16 protein-coding genes, 1 tRNA gene and 1 pseudogene are annotated in these 20713 nt (G+C 51.0%); 13 read left to right on the top strand and 5 right to left on the bottom strand.

Annotated elements, in window-relative coordinates:
- Positions 1-5 precede the first annotated feature (5 nt).
- On the bottom strand, positions 6-665 hold the full coding sequence (gene yccA, locus BM427_RS04050; RefSeq protein ID WP_090119437.1) for an FtsH protease modulator YccA: 660 nt from the start codon (positions 663-665) through the stop codon (positions 6-8).
- Positions 666-939: 274 nt separating this feature from the next.
- Here yccA and BM427_RS04055 point away from each other — a divergent pair, with 274 nt between their 5' ends.
- Together BM427_RS04055 and BM427_RS04060 are read left to right on the top strand one after the other, a co-directional pair.
- Positions 940-2568, top strand: a complete 1629-nt coding sequence (locus BM427_RS04055; RefSeq protein ID WP_090119440.1) for an ABC transporter substrate-binding protein — start codon at positions 940-942, stop codon at positions 2566-2568.
- Positions 2569-2709: 141 nt separating this feature from the next.
- Positions 2710-2797, top strand: a tRNA-Ser gene (locus BM427_RS04060).
- Positions 2798-2930: 133 nt separating this feature from the next.
- Here the strand turns inward: BM427_RS04060 and BM427_RS04065 are convergent.
- Positions 2931-3941, bottom strand: coding sequence for a GlxA family transcriptional regulator (locus tag BM427_RS04065; protein ID WP_090119442.1), 1011 nt, complete (start codon positions 3939-3941; stop codon positions 2931-2933).
- Between the two features lie 113 nt (positions 3942-4054).
- Here BM427_RS04065 and BM427_RS04070 point away from each other — a divergent pair, with 113 nt between their 5' ends.
- Together BM427_RS04070 and BM427_RS04075 are read left to right on the top strand one after the other, a co-directional pair.
- Complete coding sequence (locus BM427_RS04070) at positions 4055-4846, top strand: alpha/beta fold hydrolase (RefSeq protein ID WP_425280061.1); 792 nt, start codon at positions 4055-4057, stop codon at positions 4844-4846.
- A gap of 723 nt (positions 4847-5569) precedes the next feature.
- Entirely contained in the window at positions 5570-7141 is a 1572-nt protein-coding gene (locus BM427_RS04075; protein WP_090119444.1) for a methyl-accepting chemotaxis protein, read from the top strand.
- A gap of 240 nt (positions 7142-7381) precedes the next feature.
- Here the strand turns inward: BM427_RS04075 and BM427_RS04080 are convergent, their stop codons facing one another.
- The gene (locus BM427_RS04080; protein ID WP_090119446.1) at positions 7382-8059 is read right to left on the bottom strand and encodes a hypothetical protein; all 678 of its coding nucleotides are present in this window, start codon (positions 8057-8059) and stop codon (positions 7382-7384) included.
- 364 nt (positions 8060-8423) lie between these two features.
- Between BM427_RS04080 and BM427_RS04085 the strand changes: the two genes are divergently transcribed.
- The 9 genes and pseudogenes from BM427_RS04085 to BM427_RS04120 all read left to right on the top strand — a co-directional run bounded on the left by BM427_RS04085 (position 8424) and on the right by BM427_RS04120 (position 18565).
- Positions 8424-10097, top strand: a complete 1674-nt coding sequence (locus tag BM427_RS04085; protein ID WP_090119448.1) for a ShlB/FhaC/HecB family hemolysin secretion/activation protein — start codon at positions 8424-8426, stop codon at positions 10095-10097.
- A gap of 12 nt (positions 10098-10109) precedes the next feature.
- Positions 10110-10820 (top strand): annotated as a pseudogene (locus BM427_RS26215) (filamentous hemagglutinin N-terminal domain-containing protein); the annotation flags it as partial.
- A complete protein-coding gene (locus tag BM427_RS04095) occupies positions 10783-12678 on the top strand; it encodes a VENN motif pre-toxin domain-containing protein (protein WP_090119450.1) in 1896 nt (631 codons plus the stop codon). The pseudogene BM427_RS26215 and the gene BM427_RS04095, both read left to right, overlap by 38 nt.
- Complete coding sequence (locus BM427_RS04100) at positions 12675-13034, top strand: immunity 8 family protein (protein ID WP_090119452.1); 360 nt, start codon at positions 12675-12677, stop codon at positions 13032-13034. The genes BM427_RS04095 and BM427_RS04100 overlap by 4 nt, the downstream gene beginning before the upstream one ends.
- 333 nt (positions 13035-13367) lie before the next feature.
- Entirely contained in the window at positions 13368-14408 is a 1041-nt protein-coding gene (locus BM427_RS25645) for a VENN motif pre-toxin domain-containing protein (protein ID WP_244316594.1), read from the top strand.
- Positions 14405-14761 (top strand): DUF596 domain-containing protein, encoded by a 357-nt coding sequence (locus tag BM427_RS04110; RefSeq protein ID WP_090119456.1) that lies wholly within the window; start codon positions 14405-14407, stop codon positions 14759-14761. The genes BM427_RS25645 and BM427_RS04110 overlap by 4 nt, the downstream gene beginning before the upstream one ends.
- 368 nt (positions 14762-15129) lie before the next feature.
- Positions 15130-15333: a hypothetical protein gene (locus tag BM427_RS25650; RefSeq protein WP_152406439.1), complete on the top strand. Its 204-nt coding sequence runs from the start codon at positions 15130-15132 to the stop codon at positions 15331-15333.
- 463 nt (positions 15334-15796) lie between these two features.
- Positions 15797-16999 carry an IS256 family transposase gene (locus BM427_RS04115; protein ID WP_090119459.1) on the top strand — a complete coding sequence of 401 codons (1203 nt, stop codon included), beginning with the start codon at positions 15797-15799 and terminating at the stop codon, positions 16997-16999.
- A gap of 261 nt (positions 17000-17260) precedes the next feature.
- Positions 17261-18565, top strand: coding sequence for a type II restriction enzyme NmeDI-related protein (locus BM427_RS04120; RefSeq protein WP_090119461.1), 1305 nt, complete (start codon positions 17261-17263; stop codon positions 18563-18565).
- A 114-nt stretch (positions 18566-18679) separates the two neighbouring features.
- On the opposite strand, the gene BM427_RS04125 is transcribed toward BM427_RS04120, so the two are convergent.
- Together BM427_RS04125 and hpxD are read right to left on the bottom strand one after the other, a co-directional pair.
- Positions 18680-19645: a PDR/VanB family oxidoreductase gene (locus BM427_RS04125; RefSeq protein WP_090119463.1), complete on the bottom strand. Its 966-nt coding sequence runs from the start codon at positions 19643-19645 to the stop codon at positions 18680-18682.
- Positions 19646-19653: 8 nt separating this feature from the next.
- Positions 19654-20691: a molybdenum cofactor-independent xanthine hydroxylase subunit HpxD gene (gene hpxD, locus BM427_RS04130; RefSeq protein ID WP_090119465.1), complete on the bottom strand. Its 1038-nt coding sequence runs from the start codon at positions 20689-20691 to the stop codon at positions 19654-19656.
- Positions 20692-20713: the final 22 nt, after the last annotated feature.

Consider the following 20713-nt stretch of genomic DNA (forward strand, 5'->3'; position numbering starts at 1 on the left):
GACGATTAATCTCTGCTGGCGAAGCCGAGGATACTCAGCAGGCTAACAAAAATGTTGTACAGCGAAACATACAGGCTGACGGTTGCACGAATATAGTTCGTTTCACCGCCGTGAATGATGTTGCTGGTTTCCAACAGAATCGCGCCGCTGGAGATCAGGATAAACACAGCGCTAATTGCCAGGTGCAGTGCCGGCAGATGCAAGAAAATGTTCGCCACCATACCGATCAGCACAACCACTACGCCTGCCATCAGCATACCGCCGAGGAAGGACATATCTTTGCGCGTGGTCAGCACGTAAGCCGAGCAGCAGAAGAACACCAGCGCAGTGCCGCCGAGCGCCAGCCCAATCAAATCACCCATACCGGCTGACAGATAGGCATTCAGGATTGGCCCAAGGATATAACCCAGGAACCCGGTGAATGCGAATGCCGCCAGAATACCGGTTGGTTTGTTGGCCAGTTTATAGGTCAGGAACATCAAACCGTACATTCCCACCAGCGTCAGGATCAGCCCCGGCGAAGGCAGCATCAGCACGGTGCTGGCTGTGGCTGTGATAGCGGAAAACGCCAACGTCAGGCTGAGCAGAAAATAGGTATTGCGTAAAACTTTGTGCGTGCTGAGCAGGGAACTGCGGTCACGCGATGAAGTAATAATACGATCCATAAGTCACTCTCTTATGAGGATGTAATTGTTTTCTGAGTCTAGAAAAAACTGGCTTTGTAACAAAGTTGTTTTACCCATCTTTACTCATAAAGCAAGGGTATCAGCACAGTATTTCCTGCGATGAAATGTGCTCCATGTAGCATAAAGGGATTAATGTGAAGCAGAACCATATTGGTGTCTTATATGTCACTGAAAGCTATTGCTATATCAATCTTTGGGCGCTAAGAGTGTAAACGCGTCGGCACACTATAAATGAAAATAAGGTGAAAAGGACATGAAACCACAACCACGTAATCATATTGCACTTTCTCTCCTGGCTGTCGGCATTCTGAGCGCATGCTCTGGTGTGTTTGCCGCAACCGTGCCAGCGGGAACTGTGTTGGCAGAAAAACAGGAACTGGTACGCAACAATGGCAGCGAGCCCTCTTCACTGGACCCGCATAAAGTAGAAAGCGACGTCGAATTTAATATTATCAGCGATATCTTCGACGGGCTGGTGGCCGTCAGGAATGACGGTTCCATCGAACCGCGCCTCGCGGAAAAATGGGAGAACAAGGGCAACACGGTGTGGGTATTCCATCTGCGTCCGGGCATCACCTGGTCAGATGGTACCGCCATCACCGCGAAAGATGTGGTCTGGAGTTGGCAGCGTCTGGTTGATCCGAAAACCGCATCGCCTTACGCCAGCTTTCCTGGCAACATGCACATCCAGAATGCGGCGGACATTGCATTAGGCAAGAAATCGCCTGATACGCTGGGGGTAAAAGCGCTGGATGATTCAACGCTGGAAGTCACGCTGACGCAGCCAACGGCCGCGTTTCTGGCGATGCTGGCGCACCCGTCTCTGGTGCCGGTCGATCCGGTGCTGATTAACCGTTTTGGCGATAAGTGGACCAAACCGGAACATATCGTTACTAGCGGCGCGTATAAAATTACCGATTGGGTGGTCAACGAACGTATCGTTGCCGAGCGCAATGTGCGCTACTGGAACAACAAACAGACGGTAATTAATAAAGTCACCTATCTGCCCATTAATGCCGAAACGGCGGATGTTAACCGTTACAAGGCGGGTGAGATCGATATTACCTATACCATCCCGGTTAATCAGTTCGCGCAGCTACAGAAAACACTGGGCGATCAAGTGCATGTCACGCCACAACTGGCGACCTATTATTACGAGTTTAATACCACCAAAGCGCCGTTTAACGATCCGCGTGTACGCCGTGCGCTGAATATGGCACTGGATAAGGACATCATCGCCGATAAAGTGATGGCGCAGGGGCAGCGTCCGGCATGGGTTATCAGCCAGCCGCAAATCGGCGGTGTGAAAATTGCGCCGCCGGATTATGCGTCATGGCCTCGTGAAAAGCGGATAGCCGAAGCAAAAAAACTGCTTAACGAAGCTGGATTCAACGCGTCGCATCCGTTGAGTTTCAATCTGCTCTATAACACGATGGAGACGCATCAGCGCATTGCCATTGCCGCCAGTTCTATGTGGAAGAAAAATCTCGGCGTGGAAGCGAAGCTGCAAAATCAGGAATGGAAAACCATGCTGGACACCATGCATACCGGTAATTTTGATGCGGTACGTTATGCGTGGATTGCCGATTATGATGACGCGTCGACCTTCCTGAATAACTTCCGTACAGGCGACAGCGAAAACACCAGCAAATACAGTAATCCGGCATATGACGAAGCGATGCAGAATGCGGCGAAAGCGAAGGACATTGCCGAACGTGGAAAATACTACCAGCAAGCGGAAGATATCCTCGGACAGGATGTTCCGGCCATTCCGGTTTACCATTATGTGCGTACGCATCTGGTGAAACCGTGGGTGGGTGGTTTTGCGCCTGACAGCCTCGGGGTCTATCTGACAAAAGATTTGTACATCAAGAAACACTAAGTTTTGCCATGAAGCGTGCTGAATAAACGATCATAATGCTGATATTTCAGACAAATAACATGTTTTTGATTGTTTTTCAGGCAAACAGGCATTCTCAGTCTTTACAGACGACCCGGGGATGTTTATAGTGCGCCTCATTCCGGAAGTGTGGCCGAGCGGTTGAAGGCACCGGTCTTGAAAACCGGCGACCCGAAAGGGTTCCAGAGTTCGAATCTCTGCGCTTCCGCCAGATTAAACAAGGGGTTACCGAAAGGTAACCCCTTTGTTTTTCCGGCTCCTGGCTGCTGGGTTGCTCTACTCGCCTGCGACATCTTCCCTCTCTGTCGTAAACCCGTGCTTCAGACGGCTGGAATGATCCCGTATCAGGGCTGCTGTAAGCCGCTTCTTTGTTTAATCCACTCTTTATACCTGCCAGGCGACATGCCCATAACGTTAATGAAGGCGCGTCGAAAGGCCGTTTCGTCACTGTAACCACATTCGCTGGCAATCTGCGCTAACGTTTTTCCCGGTTTTTCCAGCAGCACAGCGGCGTTTTCAATGCGCACGCGGGTGATAAAATTTTTGGGTGTTTCCTGTGACAATTCCCCCATTTTTCTGTGCAACGTCCGTGAAGACATATTCAGCTGTTCGGCGAGTTGCTCAACGGAGATAGCGATGTTTTGGTAACGAACAATATTTTCGGCTTTGATAAGTAATGGATGTACAGAATTCAGAAATCCACCGGGAGCGTAAATATGCTGTGAGAGTGGCTGGCTGTCAGCGACGGCCATATCCGCTGTCATTCTTGCCGCTTCATTACCCCGTTTTTTTCGCACAATATGAATGGCAAGATCCACCCAGGATAACGGGCCGCCGGTGGTAATAACATTTCCCTCTTCCGCCAGCGTCTTACCCCATATGGGGTTGGCTGCGGGGTAGCGTTCACGCAACGTATGAAAAAGCCACCATGTTGTTGTGCACATCCTGCCGTTCAGTACGCCTGCCTCACCCAGCACAAACCCTCCCGCACATACGCCCGCGACAATACTACCTTGCTGATAGTGATGTTTAACCCACGCTGCGCCCGCTTTTACCGCCGCAAAATCCACCGGGAATTTGTCGGCATCAAGCCGCATACCGCTTGCAATCACCAGATCAAATTTCTCAGCGGAGCTAAACGCGCCGTCGCTTTCAATTAATCGCCCCTGCGCGTCAACCACCGGTTTTCCGTCTGGTGTGATCACATTGACCATGAAATAGGGCGCTGTAGCGTCAGCTGGAGTGTTAAGGCCAGGCTTTTGCGAGATGGCCTGGTTAGCCAGCCAGAACATGTCAGAGAGGCCAGCGATAGCCGATTTCATACTGCCAGGCAGAGCCAGAAGTGCGATATGCATTGTTTATCCGCCACAGGTTGTCAGATTTTGCATCATATCTGTCATTTAAGACACTTCATACCTCCTTTATCCGGCCTTACACTTAGGCGCACGGACAGGCTGAAACCTGTAGAATGGACGAAGATATGTACCTTAAGTTACGAAATTTAAAACGCCTGGCATTCATCGGGTTAATCGCTATATTTTCCATCAGACTGCATGCAGAGGAGGTTCCCATTAAAAATATCGTCCTGGTCCATGGCGCTTTTACGGATGGCTCAAGCTGGAGTGAGGTAATAACACGCCTTCAGTCTCTTGGTTACCATGTTACCGCCGTGCAAAACCCTCTGACCTCGCTGCGGGATGACGTTGCGGCAACCCGCAGAGTGCTGGAACGTCAGCAGGGAGACGTCCTTCTTGTCGGTCACTCGTGGGGCGGAGCCGTCATTACCGAGGCGGGAAACGCGGCAAATGTTAAGGGGCTTTTCTACCTCTCTGCACTGGTGCCAGACAGCAACGAATCTGTTGCTGATGTACTTCAGCGATTAAAAGCCCCGATGGAAGGGATGCAGGCAGACAGTAACGGATTTATCTGGCTGGATGACCCGAAGATATTCCATGACGTTATGGCAAATGATATGTCGCAGAAAAAGGCGGCATTATTAGCCTCTGTACAGCAACCCATTGCAGCGGGTGCTTTTTCAGAGAAAATTACGCAGGCGGCATGGCGAAACAAACCTTCCGGGTATCTTGTTACTGAAAATGATCATGCACTTCAGCCTGCGGTTCAGTCACGTTTTGCCAGTGCTATAGGTGCAAATACCACCATGCTCAACGCCAGCCACATGTCGATGGTATCCCACCCGGAAAAAGTAGCGGAATTGATAGATAAAGCAGCCCGGGAAATGACTCCGTCCGATCAATAAATGTGAAATAGCGATGAAAATTTTACAGATGGATTAAAGTATTACCCACAATGCTTCCATTTACCATCCGCAGTTATTAAGAAACTCACCGGAAGCGTGAAATACAGTGAAGTTATTTATCGTGCGTTGTAAAAAATGAATTTCAGTAGATTTCGCTGTGGGGTTCAAATCATGGATTTTCAGTGAAGGTAGCTAACTTTGGTTTTTGACTTCCGGGAGTTAATAATATCGGATTTATTCGTATAAAAGAGGTTGCAAAAGGTAAAGATATTTAAATGATAATGAATTTCCCGCACGATTGATTCTATTAGCAATGTCATGCTAAAGATTTTAATTTAGTATGAGGGAATAAGTAGATGCATATCATAACCCTGAGCATTACCCTTAGAGTTCTCAGGGCTTACAGCTTTTCTTAATCAAGAAAAAACTCAATCTGATAGATTTCGCTTTATTTTTTTAATTACAAAACTTCGAAAAACCTCTTCAGAATCATCAATATTTTTGGATAAGTTGAGGGGGGAATCAATAAATTATTTATTGACGAGCAATAAGAAATAAATAAACGATCGATGCCCTGTTTTTGATAGCTGCCACCTATGGTATATGTGTTTTTTTAAGTTTATTCCGATCAATAACTAAGAGAAATCATTATCCTGCCGATATTTTTCTATGCCTTCTGCAACTGCGCAGTGGGTATGTTTATTAATCCACTAAGGAAAGATAATGAAAAACAAAGTTACCATAGTAAAGCCTGCAGGCATAAGTATCAGAAATAAGATTATTTCTTCGTTCGGCATTTTGATCCTGTTACTGACTTTCATTGCCGGGAATGCATTATATCGCCTTGACGAAGCTAAAAATAAGATCTCAAAAATTGTCACGGAGGATTATCCCACCACGGCAATGGGAAATAATCTTATCAGAGAAGTTAATACATCAACAGTTTTATTTCTCAATGCATTAATAGAAAAAAATCCGCAAAAGCAAAGCCAGTTAATGCAGGAAGTAACTTCACGATCGGAAAAAATAAACGAGATTTATAAACAACTCAATACTGCGGCAGACGATTCAGCCTCTCAGGCACTTTTGGCCAATGTTACGGATATGCGGAAACTCTATATTCAGTCACGAAATAAGGTGGTACAGAACATCCAGTCAGATCCTGCTTCGGCAATTGATGAATATACAAATAACACGCGTGAAAGAGAATTACAGTATATTGATAAAATTACCACCTTTATCAATCTTCAACGAGATGAAATGCAAACGTCATATACTGATTTTTTGCATGATTACAGTACGTCAAAAATGGTCATGATCATTATCGCGATAGTTTGCCTGATCCTTGGCGCCACTATGGCGATCGTTATTTCACGCGCTATTGTTACTCCCATTATACATGCGGTTGAGGCAGCTACGCGCATCGCCGCAGGCAACCTTGGGGAAGAAATAAAGGTGACATCAAAAGATGAAACCGGGCAACTGACCAGCGCTATTTCGCATATGCAGGATGAGTTAATAAAAATAGTCACGGAAATACGTGGCGGAGCCGAAAATATTGCAACCGGCGCTTCTCAAATTATGGCCGGAACCCGTGATTTATCGGCCCGCACGGAAGAGCAGGCCAGCTCTATAGAACAGACGGCATCGTCAATGGAACAGATCTCCGCAACGGTAAAAAATACTGGCGATAATACGGCGAATGCTTCGCAACTCTCGGCGAAAGCGAGTGATGCGGTGACGGATAACGGAAAATTGATGACTTCGCTGACGCAAGAGATCCAGAATATCAGCAGCTCAGCGGACAAAATGTCTGACATCATTAATCTGATTGATTCCATTGCCTTCCAGACCAATATTTTGGCACTTAACGCTGCCGTTGAAGCCGCGCGTGCGGGTGAACATGGTAAAGGGTTTGCAGTCGTGGCGCAGGAAGTTCGCAATCTTGCCCAGAAAACGGCCAATTCATCGAAGGAGATCAGGACGTTGATCGAGAATTCAACGCAGCAAAGTGTCCGCGGGCTGGAGATGGTACGGCAGGTAAATGGAAAAATGGATGAACTGGTACAAAACGTCGATAGCGTCACCAGTATTCTGAAAGAAATAGAGCAGGCCAGTCTCGAGCAGAGCGATGGCGTTCACCAGATTAATATCGCCATCGGGCAGATCGATACCACTACGCAGCAGAACGCCGCGCTTGTAGAGGAGTCGGTTGCCGCTTCTGAAATGCTTAACGAACAGGCCAGAGTCATGAAGGATCTGGTCAGCGTATTCCGTGTTCCGCACAATGCCTGATAACGCAACAACACGTTGCTGGGTTAACTAATGTTCACCGGTGAAAGAGATCTGCTCTTTCACCGGATCAGACTTAGCGTACTTTTTTGGGGAACAGAGTGGCTATCACGTCACCATGCATTCGTGCGTTTGCAAACGTGCTGCGCTTTAAATCAGCCACCTTATTCCAGACAACATGCGGCTTATCGCGACACGATTTGCCAGTGAGTGGCAGGATATCCCCTGTGACCGATAGTCCCTTTATTTTTTCAGCAGACGAGGCAGTTGGTTCTCCAGTTCAAGCACGCAGGCATCCATCATTTTCTGCGTCTCTTCGCTGACTTTCGCGTAGTTATTTGCTTTCCAGTCGTTTAACGGCGCGGTTTTCACCGTCGGTGCGCATTCCGCACTAACATAAGTACTGAATGCATTGCCGCCCTCCGGACGTTTATAAAATTTAACCCGGTAGGTGAGATCGTAATTGCTATTGCTGGTCGACATATCGGTATAAATCAGTGACCACTGAGATGCGGCGATGTACAGCGTTTCCTGATAGGCGTAACCGCCGCCATTTTTTTCCAGCCAGTCGTGAATTTTGGCTTCCGCTTTCGGCGCTAAATAGCGAGAGGTCGGTTCAGGCAGGTTATCGATGGTGTTTCCTTTATAGACATTTTTATCGAATGCGTTGCTGCTGATGCCGCCGCCGAGTGCTGCGCCCAGAACCGCAAGCCCCATTCCGGTACCAGAGGGCGCCGGAGAGACTTCGCGCAATTTAACGTCTGGATAGAGGTTATTGTTCATCTCGGCGGGGCTGAAGATGGCAGCAACATTCACTTTGCTGCCGTTGCTTGCGGTCACGGCATGTGACGTCGTATTAGTCGTGCAGCCGCTTAAGAAAGCTGCGGATAAAGCACCGGTAATCAAAAGCTGAACTTTCATGTTTTCCCTTTCACTATTATTAATAGTTAACGCGCATCAATCGTTTTACTTATTACGTCGCCCGGCGAGGTTTCTCAATACGGAGTCGCGTTATATAATTAGCGGCAGTAACACTAAAACCTTTATAAGGAATTTTCTTTAAGTTTTATTTGGGGTTGACTACTTTCGTGAAGATAGCACGAATAGCTCAGATTCGATCCAGCATGCCAGGATAAGCGCAGTATAAAATTCACATCCAAAGCCAAACTGACAAATGCAATGGCGGTATTCCAGAAATATTAATTGTTTCTATTTTTTCTCTTTGATGGCATCCTTAAATGGGAAATTAAAACAGACTCGTTGATTAATTTGCTTTATGGCAAGGATGATACCACCGTTGAATTACATTCGTAGTTCGGCTCTTTTTTTATTGCTCGCGTTTACGGCACAGGCGGCGCCATTATCTCCGGCAGACCGTGATGCAGTCCGTCAACAGCAGGAACAGCTGCTTCGTCAGAGCCAGCAGCAGCGTGATGAACTGGAGCGCAGCACTACGCTGCCACGTTCAGGCCAGAGCACGTCTGCCTCTCAGCCAGGCGGTCCCTGTTTTACCATCCATACGATTACGCTTTCCGGTGTGACGCTTATCAGCGAAAAAGCACAGCAGAAACTGACGGCACCCTGGCAGAACCAGTGCCTGAATATGGCGAAAATAACCGAACTGACCGCCGCGATTTCCGACTGGTATATCAGCCGGGGCTATATTACCAGCCGCGCGTTTCTTACCGAGCAGGATTTATCCCACGGTGAATTACGCATTGTCGTGCTGGAAGGAAAATTACGCCATATACGTCTGGAAGGTGAATCCCCGCGCATGCTGAAAATGGTATTTCCGGGACTGGAGGGAAAAGTTCTCAATCTGCGGGATATTGAACAGGGCATGGAGCAGATTAACCGTCTGCGCAGTCAGCCGGTGCAGATTGAAATAGTGCCGGACAGCGAACCCGGTTATTCCACCGTGAATTTAACCGCCACACCGGAATTTCCGTTAAGTGCTTTTGTTTCGCTGGATAACAGCGGGCAGAAAAGTACCGGTGACGATCAATTAAATAGTTCGTTGACCGCCAGTAATTTGCTGGGGCTGGCGGAACAGTGGCAGGTGAGCGGCGGGCGCAGCAGCGATTTCGCCACCGGCTATGACGCGCAAAATTTTCAGGCCGGGTTCAGCATACCATACGGTTACGGCCTGCTCGATTACAGCTATGCATGGAGCAACTACCGTACCACCCTCATCAATCAGGGCTTTCCGTGGATCTCCACCGGCGACACCCGAACGCACCGCCTGAACGGTTCGTGGGTGGTGTTACGCAACGGCAATATCAAAACCGCATTTACCGCTGGTGTCACGCAGCGTTCCTCACGCAACTGGCTTAACGATGCCCCGCTGGCCAGCAGCTCGCGCAATCTCTCCAGCCTGCAACTGGGCATCAGCCATACGCAAAAAATACTGGGCGGTGTGGCGACCTTCAACCCGACATTCAGCCACGGTATGCCGTGGTTTAACGCTGAAACCGATGAAGGCAAAAATGGCGATGAACCGCGCGCGCAGTTCCGCAAAGGTAGCCTGAGCGCCAGCTTCCAGCGCCCGTTCAGTACCGACATGGTCTGGCTCACCAGTCTGTATGCGCAGTGGTCGCCGGACCGGCTCTACGGCAGCGAACGCCTGACGCTTGGCGGTGAAAGCTCGGTGCGTGGTTTCAAAGAGCAGTACATATCCGGCGATAACGGCGGTTACTGGCGCAACGAAGTGAATTACACCCTCTTCACGCTGCCGGTACTCGGGCAGATCAGCGCCACGGCGGCAGTGGATGGAGGCTGGCTGGAAAAAGACCGGCTCGATCGCTATGCCTCCGGCACGCTATGGGGCGCGTCAGCGGGGATTGGCAGCGCAGGACGCGGGTTCGCCAGCCAGATCACCGTTGGCACACCGCTGCGTTACCCGGACTGGCTCGGCCCGGATCACCTGACCGTTAACTGGCGTGTGGCTGTTACTTTTTAAAGGAAGACAAGGATGAATACCGATAAACCGGTTCGTTTCTCGCAGCGCGCACTCAGCTGGCTGATTATCGGCCTGCTGGTCTGGCAGCCCGTGGCACCTTCCTTCGCGGCAGCCATCACGCCGACTGGCCCGGCCACCATGGATAAAGCCGGCAACGGCGTGCCGGTGGTCAATATCGCCACGCCGAATGGGGCAGGCATCTCGCACAACCAGTTTCATGACTACAACGTCGGCAGCGAGGGGCTGATCCTCAATAACGCCACCGGGCAACTGACGCAGACGCAGCTTGGCGGGCTTATCCAGAACAACCCGAACCTGCGCGCCGGGCAGGAAGCGCAGGGCATTATCAACGAAGTGACCGGCGGCAGCCGATCGCAGTTGCAGGGCTATACCGAAGTGGCGGGCAAGGCGGCGAACGTGATGGTCGCCAACCCGTACGGCATCACCTGTAACGGCTGCGGTTTTATCAACACGCCGAACGCCACCCTGACCACCGGCAAACCGCAGTTTGACGCGGCGGGCAACCTCTCATCGCTCGAGGTGACAAAAGGCACCATCACCGTCGAAGGCCAGGGGCTGAATGCCAGCGGCAGCGACGCATTATCCCTTATCTCCCGCGCCACCGAAGTGAATGCCGCCATCCATGCGAAGGACTTAACCGTGACCACCGGGGCGAACCGGGTGGATGCGAACGGGAAAGCGACAGCTATCACTGGCGAGGGGGCGGCAGCAGGACAGCAATAACTACAACAGTAAACAGCAGAGTATCAGCGCCGGGCTGAGTTACACCTTTGGCGGCGGCGGCCCGGGCGGCAGTTTCAGCTACAGCCGCGACAAAATGAACAGCAATTACGACTCGGTGCAGGAGCAGACCGGGATCTACGCGGGCAAAGGCGGCTTCGATATTACCGTCGGTAATCATACGCAGCTTGATGGCGCGGTTATCACTTCCACCGCCACACCGGACAAAAACAGCCTTGATACCGGAACGCTGGGCTTCTCCGATATCAACAATAAAGCCGACTACAAAACGGAACATCAGGGTGCCGGGTTCAGCACCGGCGGCAGCGTACCGGGTAATGTTCTCGGGAACATGGCGAACGCCCTGCTGGCCGGTGGGGGCGGTAAGGGGCACGCGGAGGGCACCACGCAGTCGGCGGTGGCTGACGGCGCGATTGTGATCCGCGACCAGGCCAGCCAGCAGCAGGATGTGAACACGCTGAGCCGCGACACCGTGCATGCCAACGGCAGCATCGATCCGATTTTCGACAAGGAAAAAGAACAACGCCGCCTGCAAACCGCGCAGATGATTAGCGAGATTGGCACGCAGGTGGCTGATATCGCCCGTACGGAAGGTGATATAGCGAAAGCGAAAGCTGTGAGCGATCCGGCGGCACTGGCGGCGGCAAAAGAAACGCTGATCGGCAAAGGGAATCTCAATCCTGCGCCAGAGGAAATCGCTGCTCAGGCAGGCCGGACAGCAGAGGCCGCATACGGTACGGGAAGCTCCCTGCAACGCGGTATCACTGCCGCCACCGCCGCGATACAGGCACTGGCGGGCGGCGATATCAAATCTGCGCTGGCCGGGGCTGCCGCGCCGTATATTGCAAACGAAATTGCCGCGCAAATCCCGGAAACCGATCCTGCCGGGCGTGTTCTGGCGCACGCGGTGGTCAACGCCGCGCTGGCTGCCGCCAGCGGGAAGGATGCAGGCAGTGCAGCAGCAGGGGCGGCTACGGGGGAACTGACCGGGATAATAGCCCTCGACGCCTGGGGCATAAAAGATGTCAGTCAACTGAGCGAAGAACAGAAACAGACCGTTTCAGCGCTGGCTACATTAGCGTCCGGTCTTGCGGGTGCGCTGGTGGGAGACAGTGGTGCCAGTGCGGTTGCAGCAGCACAGGCCGGGAAAACGACAGTTGAAAACAACGCGATGAGTGATGAGGAACGGCCTGTTCCGTATGGCGTCACACCAGGCGATGTGGAGATAGCAAAAGCGAAAGAAGACGCTGCATCGGGGTTAACGAAGAAACTGAAGGAACTGGGTCAGGCCATCGATAAAGCCACCCAGTGCACATTTGGACGTGTGTGCTCCTCGGATGATCCGGATCAGGAGTCGAAACCAAATGTCGCAGGGAATCTAACGGATGAGGAAAAGGCTGAATATGGTGGGGCTGGTTCGGGAACACCAGGAGGCTGGGGGCCTGAGGATGAAGCGAAGACACGGAGTACAGAGACTCAATCAAATAAATCCGATATCAGTAACATCGCTTCCCTTCCTGTCGAAGAGCAGATAGGTATATTGAGAGATGCTGCAAAAGGAAATAAAGGTAATTTTGGTTTAGGTCAGGCGACTGCTAAGGATGCTAATGCATTGGGTGAAGCATGGGTAGGGCCCGGATATCGAGTATCTAGTGATGGCACTGCTTGGGTAAGTTCTGATGGGTTGAGAGTTTACCGCCCACCGTCATCCAAACCTAATAGTCCTCACGCCACAACGGGAGTTCAGGCTAATTTTGAACAAAAACTTACGCCAACAGGAAGACCTATTAGCAATGGGCATCTGGATATAACCAAATGAATATTGAATTGAAAAGCCTAAGATCGCTGGAACTGGAAGACAGTTTAATAAACTATTGGCCAACTGACCCTGTCAATTTCAGTTGTTGGGTTAGAGTAATGATAGGACCTAAAGATCAAGACGGTGCAGAAGCTTTTGATATGCTGGTATGTACGCCAGTTTGGCTTCAACAAGAGCTTGCATCAAATAAGGTTCTGTCTGGTAAGGGAATGATCATTATCGAAGTCTATGATTATGATGAGATACTTTCTTACTTAGAAAAAAAGATCATCGCCTGTGATGATAGGGATTGGTCAAAAGCTGCAATAAAATTGAGTAGATTCAGTTTCTGGGAATATGAAGATTATCAACCATAATGCACTTCCGGTGCGAGATGACATTGCCATGAGGCCGAACTGCAGACCCGGGTCACCATCTTGTGTGGGAAATAGTGTCAGACCGATGTAAGTGTATCGGAAATCCGCACCTGTCATTTTTGAACTCCTTTGTCATCAGTCTAAGTCATGTCTGCTTTTCGCTGTGGGTACAAGGGGGCGATTCAACGCTAACGCAATCCTGCGCCAGAGGAAATCGCTGCTCAGGCAGGCCGGACAGCAGAGGCCGCATACGGTACGGGAAGCTCCCTGCAACGCGGCATCACCGCCGCCACCGCCGCGATACAGGCACTGGCGGGCGGCGATATCAAATCTGTGCTGGCCGGGGCTGCCGCGCCGTATATTGCAAACGAAATTGCCGCGCATATCCCGGAAAGCAATCCTGCCGGACGTGTTCTGGCGCACGCGGTGGTCAACGCCGCGCTGGCTGCCGCCAGCGGGAAGGATGCAGGCAGTGCGGCAGCAGGGGCGGCGACGGGGGAACTGGCCGGGATCATTGCCCTCGACGCCTGGGGCATAAAAGATGTCAGCCAACTGAGCGAGGAGCAGAAACAGACCGTTTCAGCGCTGGCCACATTAGCGTCGGGTCTTGCGGGTGCACTGGTGGGAGACAGTGGTGCCAGTGCGGTTGCAGCAGCACAGGCCGGGAAAACGACAGTTGAAAACAACGCGATGAGTGATGAGGAACGGCCTGTTCCGTATGGCGTCACACCAGGCGATGTGGAGATAGCAAAAGCGAAAGAAGACGCTGCATCGGGGTTAACGAAGAAACTGAAGGAACTGGGTCAGGCCATCGATAAAGCCACCCAGTGCACATTTGGACGTGTGTGCTCCTCGGATGATCCGGATCAGGAGTCGACACCAAATGTCGCAGGGAATATGACGGATGAGGAAAAAGCAGCGCTGGGCGGTGCAGGTTCAGGAACGCCGGGAGGTCATGGGCCGGAAGATGAGGAGAATGCTCGCGCAAGGGAACAGCAGCAAAATCGGTTTAATGAATTAAGTGATATTTTTGACAAAAGCAATCCATCAAAAGACCTTACAATAGATGGCCAGACTATCCGTCAGGGAGAGGCCAGTAATAACTATGGCACGACAAAAGTTTATGAAAGTCAAAATCTTAGTGATGATCAAATACGAAATTATGCACAGCAACTTGCAGGAGAAACGCCACTGAATGAAGTGAGGGAGGGGATCTATACTTCAAAATTACCAGATGGATCGGTGATAACACTCAGAAATGTATCTACGTCCGAAGCTCAGACAGGTGCTCGTTGGACTATTGATATACGGAATAGTCAAAAATTCAGTGAATTAGGGAATAAATATACGCGTGTGGAGATTAAATTTAAATGATTAGTGAGCTAAGTGAAAAGGAATATAAGGAACTGGCAGATGCGGCTGAGGGCCAAACTCTTGATGCAATTTTATGTTATGCAGTACCAGATCCCTGTCCACCTGGCTTTACTTTTAGTGAACGAAGAGAATTATTTTTTTGGGTATTAAAACGGCTTTTGAATGATGGACGAATTAGACTTGCCAAGCACGGTAAGTTCCTTGAAGGAAGTGTTGAGGAGCAGGTTGAACTTTTCAGACGGGCGTTCCCCCTGACAGAACCAGAGATGGAGGATGGTATCTGGTTTTTTGATGAGGCATGTCCGGGGGGCGCAGTCTGGGTACTTAAGGATGGTTCACTGGAGTGGACTTAAATGTTATTGCCTTCATGGCAATGGCATTGGCATGAATAATAACCACCGCAGCCGCCGCGATACAGGCACTGGCAAGCGGTGATGCCGGGAGGGCGATTATTCAACAATAATACCGAAACTATAATTAATGCAGGGCATTTTTAATCAGTGGTTACACGGTTTCTCCTGTTAAATTGAATTGAAATAATACAATAAAATTTGAAGACGCTTTTTTAGTAGAGAGGAAAGATATTCGATTGGAGTTCAAAAGATATTTTTAGATTTTGTAAAAACTCTGTCTCAAGCACAGAAAGATAAAATTATTTTGATGAGGTAGCTATGGGGGCTTTTTTTTCGTAGGCTTGAAACCTGAAGGTAAAAATAGTGGTGTGAGAAATTTGGATATCGGCCTTAATCGGCAGGCCTCTAATCTCATGGAAGCGTTATTTGATGAGGCCTTACAGGAAACGTATCCGGCAATCCACGAAAAAATCATGGAAACGTTGCCGCTGGATCAAGTCAATTTCGATGAGCTCTCACCTACCGATTTTAATATAGCAATCCATGCCATTCGCAATTGTCTGGCTCGCTGAACAACGCCTAAAGATTGGCAGGAGTGGCAGAAAGAACTTTGGGAGCAGAATTTTGAACCCTTAGTCAGGCAAGATTTTCGTTATCAAGGATGAACCACGTTGAGGAATCAGCTACAACATCCCGTATCGGTGCTACACCTGTTACAGGCATAGAGGTGAGTGATTTTTGAACTCGCCCGCGAATACGTATAGGATTATTTTCAGATATAAAAAATAATTTAAAAACAAGATATTAAGTTTTGCTATTTATTTCTATTATCAACATACTTATATTAGCACGGTATGGCAACTTATCACCATACAGCTTTGAAAAGTATGATCTCTGCCGGAGCCATATGATGACTCGCTCCGGCTGCTTCTGGTATCGTATTGCGGTTATCGGTGATAGAGCCCGTCCATAGAGCGCGGGAGTGTTAGAAATTCTGTGTCATTCCAGTAATATACAATTAAAAAGGAATGACACATGTCCCAGCCCTTCGATTTTGACAAAGCGCTTAAGGCCCTCCAGTCCGGTCAGGCACTCACCGGCAAAGATGGCATCTTAACGCCATTAATCAAACAGTTAACTGAAGCCGCTCTGGCCGCTGAACTTGACTCTCATCTGGCTCAGGACGTTGAAGCTAACCGTAGAAATGGCTCCGGCAAAAAGACCATTAAAGCCCCTACCGGCAGCTTTGAACTGGCAACTCCGCGTGATCGTAATGGTACTTTTGAACCCCGGTTAGTGAAGAAGCACCAGATCACGCTGTCCGACGAGATCGAACGCAAGATCATTCGCCTGTTTGCACTGGGGATGAGCTACCAGGACATCAGCCGGGAGATTGAAGATTTATATGCCTTCAGCGTGTCCACCGCCACCATCAGTGCAGTAACCGATAAAGTCATCCCTGAACTAAAACAGTGGCAACAGCGCCCGCTGGAGAAGGTTTATCCCTTCATCTGGCTGGACGCTATTCACTATAAAATCCGTGAGGATGGCCGTTATCAGAGCAAAGCGGTTTATACCGTTCTGGCGCTGAATCTGGAAGGCAAAAAAGAAGTTCTGGGCCTGTATCTGTCGGAAAGTGAAGGCGCTAACTTCTGGTTATCCGTATTGAGTGACCTGCAAAACCGTGGTGTTGAAGACATTCTGGTTGCCTGCGTGGACGGGCTGACCGGCTTCCCGGAGGCAATAAACAGCATTTATCCGCAGACAGAGGTTCAGTTGTGCGTCATTAACCAGATCCGTAACTCGATTAAATACGTGGCCTCAAAGCACCATAAAGCCTTCATGACCGACAGGAAACCGGTATATCGCGCGGTGTCGAAAGAAGCCGCAGAAACGGCGCTGGATGAGCTGGAGGCCAAATGGGGCCAGCAGTATCCGGTAGTGCTCCAGTCGTGGCGTCGCAAATGGGAAAATCTGTCAGCATACTTCCGCTATCCGGCGAATATCCGCAAAGTCATTTACACCACGAATGTTATCGAATCGGTACACCGTCAGTTCAGGAAACTGACGAAAACTAAAGGCGCTTTCCCGAATGAAAACAGTCTGTTGAAGCTGCTTTATGTGGGGATAATGAACGCACAGGAAAAATGGACAATGCCGATCCAGGGCTGGAATTTGACATTGTCGCAATTAGCCATTTATTTTGAGGGACGACTGAATAATGTGATGACGCTGTAGAATTTTTAACGTGACAAGAATTCTAAACGCTCTCTTTCTTAGGTCTCGCCAGGTTGTTACTGAATCCTCGTAAAAACGGTAAACACACTCCGAAAAACAGTGTTAATTAAAACCCATTCACCTGTTTTCACCTCCTCCCGCATTATCTTGACAGATATCAACCTCTCCCTTGCGATGCCGCTGTTGAATACCAGAGCAGATTTTTTGCCCGGCATGCGGTTTGCACCGCTCTTCGATAATTAACACAATCTGGTTATGGTCATGGAAAATGCTGTTCCACAGCGTCAGTCAGTACATTCAGATCGCGTTCGTCGTTTAATTCAACGCTGGCGCAACGATCCCGAAGCCACCTATCAGACGTGGTTTTTGTGGGAGCAGAGGCTGAAAAACTTCCGCTCGATCCGCAGCGGCATTGCGGTAGTAGTGGATGAAATTGAGCAGGAAAAATTTGGTGTTGCTTACCGCGGTTCCTCGCTGGAGACGATTGTTCACTCCATTGCCGAGCAGAAGCAGATCTTCAAAGGTGCCGATCACGCTTTTCTGTGGAAACCGAAGTTGCGCATTCCGGATATTTATGAAAACAGCGCCAACCAGAAAGCCTTTGCCCGGCTTCTGCATCACTGCTCCTGCGCGGCGCGTGCAGATGAAATTGTGGAACATATCAATGCTATCGATGCGTTGAAAATTAAAGGTCTCGGACCGGCGGTCGCGAATCTGCTCTATTTTCTCCATCCCACGCACATTCCCCCGTTTAATACCGCCATTGTGAATGGCTATAACGCGCTTACCGGCGCGAAAGTTAAACTTGGCAGTTGGCCGCATTTTCTCGCTATGCGTCAGGGGATCCTGAATTTGAACGCACAGTACCGCGAGTTACTGTCAAACGATTTGGGGGCTATTGGCGGGCTGCTTTTTGATATCGGTTCGGGTCGCTATCCTGCGCCGCCGCTGGAAAATTCCGCCGTTGCCGATGCGGACTGGAATGCATATCTGGAGGCGGCTCGTCCGCCGGTGGCGCAAAATAAAGCGCAAATACAGGAGGGGGAAAATGAACGTACGCACACGGAAATCCAGGCCTGGCTGCGGGATATCGGCAAAGCGCTCGGTTACGACGTATGGATTGCCGCCAACGACCGCAGCCGTTTGCACCAGGGCGTGGCGCTGTCGCATGGCTGTCTGAAAGCACTGCCGGAACATATCCTGTCGGTAAAGGGTTCTGAAGCGACGCGTCTGATCGATGTCCTGTGGCTGAAACCCGAAGGTGGCCAGGTGGCGGCGGCATTTGAAGTTGAGCATTCAACATCCATCTACTCGGGGATCTGCCGGATGCTGGATCTGGCACTCAACGGCAATGATTTGTCCGCGTCGACCGAGCTTTTTCTGGTGGCGCCGGACAGCCGCGAGAACGACGTTAAAAGCCAGCTACAGCGCCCGGCCTTCAGCCGCATTACCGATCTTAATATGGCCTGGTTGCCCTACAGCGAGCTGGAAAAGCACCGCGATGCCATCATGCGTTTTGGCTCGGATCTGAAAGCCATTAAAGAGATTTCCCACACTCTGTTGTAGCGCCTGGCGGATTAAGAGATGCGCTAAACGCTATGTTGACGGTGAAAAATACCCGGGGCCGAAGCATCAGGCTTCGGCCCCGGAACAACGCTGCCGGTTTTGCCGCCACGGCGACTACAAATCAATCACCAAATCCCGCGAGTGGCTGCGAGAGCAACATAGCGCGATATGCTGTGTGGCGGCGGTTTTCTCTGCTGCCGATTGCACCGTATCGCGGTGGTCGACCACGCCATCAAGTACCGGGGTCAGACAGGCACCGCAAATTCCCATCTCGCACGAAAGCGGCACAGCCACGCCATTATCCTGAAGCACCTGCGCAATGCTTTTGTTGGCCGGAACGGGCCATTTTTCCCCACTGGAGGCCAGCGTAATGGTAAAGGTCTCTTCCTGTTGCGACGCCACAACGGGTGCAACAGGCGCAAATGCTTCGCTGTGGATCTGCGTTTCCGCCCAGCCTTTTGCCGCCGCAACTTCTCTTACCGCCGCCATAAAACCCGCCGGGCCGCAGGTATAAATGCGCTCCCCGGCACCGGGAGCGGGGATCGTTGCCGCCAGCGTCTGCCGCGGGCTTTTGCCTTCCGAGGAGCAGTGAATGAGACAAACTCCGTGCGTCAGCGAATGGTCGAGTTCGCGCGCAAATGCTGCCTCTTCTCGCCGTTTGACGAAATAGTGCAGTGTAAACGGCACACCTTGCGCCTCCCGTTGCAGCAGCATCGCATAGAGTGGCGTAATGCCAATCCCTGCAGCGAGCAGCAGCACCGGGCCGTCATCGCGTAGCGCAAACAGGTTGCGCGGCGCTGAGATCATCAGCGTCTGGCCGGGGCGTAGCGTCTGATGGATATAGCGTGAGCCGCCGCGTGAGGCGCTTTCCTGTGCCACGCAGATCAAGTAGCTTTCCGTCGTGCTCTCCCCGGTCAGCGAATACTGGCGGATCAGGCCGCATGGCAGATGCACATCAATATGTGCGCCAGGCTGCCAGCCTGGAAGCGGTTCGCCATTGGCGGCGACCAGTCGCACAGCGAGGTTTTTATCGCCCTGGCGCCACAAGCCATCAACCACCACGTTCAGCACGTCATTCATCGCACACCTCACACCAGAAAGAACTCGCCAAAGCCCATTTTTTTCAGGCCTCGGCGATAGGCAATCGAACTTCTGTCCGCCGGAATATGGGCTTCCAGCGTCAGATCCAGCGGCAACCTTTCCGGCCGTTGTGTCTCCACCATCAGGCGATCTTCTTCAAACACGCGCAAGTTGAACGCTTGTACCTCCTCGATCGGGATATGCAGATCGAAATTGCGCGCGATCGGCGCAAACATGCGGGTAATGCGCGAGGAGACCGGCGAGGCGGCATTCATGATCACCAGCCGCGCCTCGCCGGGAAAATGAATCGTTAGCGTGGCGGTAAACGGCAGGTGCATCTCGAAATGGCGCAGCCAGCGAAAACCTTCCGGCGCGCGATAGTCAGAACTCGCCGGATAATTGCCGACCGAACTCCAGTAATCAGCAATAAAACCAAACTCGGTTTCCTGCGGGCTGTAATCCGGAACGAACTGGTTATTGGGGTCGGCAAACGTGTCCGTGTGGATCCACGCAAAGTGGGCGACATCGAGAAAGCCTTCCACCTGGCGGCCAGCAAAGCCGTTCACCTCAAAGGCCGGGCAGTTGATCTGCTGAAAACCTTCATCATCCCAGTGCGGCATTGTCGGGAGCGGCTGCGGGTTCTCCGCGTCAAACGCCAGGCAGGTCCAGATCAGGCCAAAGCGCTCTTCAACGGCAAACGTCAACAGGTTGAGTTTCGCCGGTACTGGCTGATCGGGGCTGGAAGGGATGCGGTTACAGCGGCCATCTTCACCGAAACGTAGCCCGTGGTAGGGGCAGACGATGCCCTCTTCATCGTGGAAACCGAGCGTCAGCGGCACGCCGCGGTGCGGGCAGACATCGCGGGCGACCACCACCTGGCCCTTCACGCGATAAATCACGAGCTGTTCATCAAGCAGCGTGGCTTTCACCGGCGCTGCGCCAATATCGCAGGCACGGGCGACGGGATGCCAGCATTTTGCCAGACGTAACCAGTCCTCCGGCTCGAAGGTGCAATGGGCGGGTGGGGTGGGGAGTGCTGTTTTCATGGTCGTCCTTCCTGCTCACGGA

This window comes from Kosakonia arachidis (genome assembly GCF_900116535.1).
GTDB lineage: Bacteria > Pseudomonadota > Gammaproteobacteria > Enterobacterales > Enterobacteriaceae > Kosakonia > Kosakonia arachidis.